We start from the raw sequence: 1,296 nt of genomic DNA on the forward strand, positions 1-1,296 counted from the left end.
TGGTCTTGGTCTCGGACACCGTATAACTTCGGGTGGAATAGCCGGTGGCCTCGGTGTGCAGGCTGGTGTGATCCAGAGACAGAGTGCCGGAGTAGAGGCCGTCATCATAATCCGGACCAAAAGCCCTTCTTCCTGCAACTGCTGGGCAAATGCCTCCAGTTTTGCTGGGGAGTATGGCTTGAAACCAATATCCGCCGTAAAGAAGTTGTCCAGTTTGTCCAGCGGAAGGTCGCAGATTTCAGAGGGAGCCGAGGGCGGCGCACGCTGAAAGATCTGTTGATAGGCTTCATCACTGGCTTGAAGTTCCGAGGCCTGCTGCGCGGCCGCCATCCTGCGCTTGAGAATGGTGTTCATGTCAGCCTTAGCCAAGGCGCAGCACCTCCCGAGCAAGGCTGCGGTAGGACTCGGCGGCGGCATTCTTCGGCGCGTACTCAAAAATACTCTGGCCTGCTGCCGGGCATTCCGCCACCTTGATGGAGTATTCAATGGGCCGCTCAAACACATGGTAAGAGCCGCCGTAGATGTCCACTACGCTCTCCCGGACACTGCGGCACAGCTGGGGACGGGTCTGGTACATCGTCAGAAGGATGCCCGCTACTTCCAACCTTGGATTAAACTTTTCCTTGACGGAGCGCACCAGATCCAGCACATCCGGGACACCCTCGCTGGCAAGGAAATGGGACTGGACCGGGATGATGCAGTAGTCCGACGCCGCAAGAGCGTTGACGGTCAGCAGTTCATGCTTCAAGCCGCAGTCGATGATGATGTAGTCGTAGGCGTCCCGCAGAAATGGCATGATGCTGTCCATAACCTTTTCGCAAACTCGGTCGGCATCGCCCACGGCATTATACTGCGAGATCTGCATCACCTGGAGCCGGGCTGCCGCATCGGCCAGCCGACGATTGGCGGGGATCAGGTAGAGTCCGCTTCCCGTGTGAAGGATCCCGCGTTCAAGGTGAATTTCCAGGTCTTCAGGGTAGTCAATGGCTGCCAGCAGAAGGTTTGCCAGTGTTCGTTTTTGTTCAGCAGGGGTATATCCCAGCGCGGCCGTGAGGTTGCCCTGGGGGTCGTTGTCAATGAGGAGAACTTTCTTCCCGGCGTCGGACAGGGCCGCGCCGAGGTTTAACGCTGTGGCTGTTTTGCCCACACCGCCCTTGAAATTTGTGATGGCTACGATCTTGCCCATGGGTAGTGTCAAGGATTTTGCGCAAATTGGTTTGCAGACCCTGGAATGAATGAAGTCAGCCAGCAATGGAGGCATCCTCAACGGCGGCCTCCAGGTGCTTCATGTTCATG

Annotated in this window: 2 protein-coding genes; both read right to left on the minus strand. The window is 57.0% G+C overall.

Annotated elements, in window-relative coordinates; translation table 11 throughout:
• The coding region (locus tag B5F88_RS19545; protein WP_140402226.1) for a hypothetical protein at window positions 1-369 on the minus strand (369 nt) is incomplete at its 3' end.
• Window positions 362-1,186 carry a ParA family protein gene (locus tag B5F88_RS19550; protein ID WP_162612262.1) on the minus strand — a complete coding sequence of 275 codons (825 nt, stop codon included), beginning with the start codon at window positions 1,184-1,186 and terminating at the stop codon, window positions 362-364. The genes B5F88_RS19550 and B5F88_RS19545, both read right to left, overlap by 8 nt.
• Between the last annotated feature and the right edge of the window lie 110 nt (window positions 1,187-1,296).

The organism is Flavonifractor sp. An306 (assembly GCF_002159455.1).
In the GTDB taxonomy this organism is placed as follows: Bacteria; Bacillota; Clostridia; order Oscillospirales; family Oscillospiraceae; genus Flavonifractor.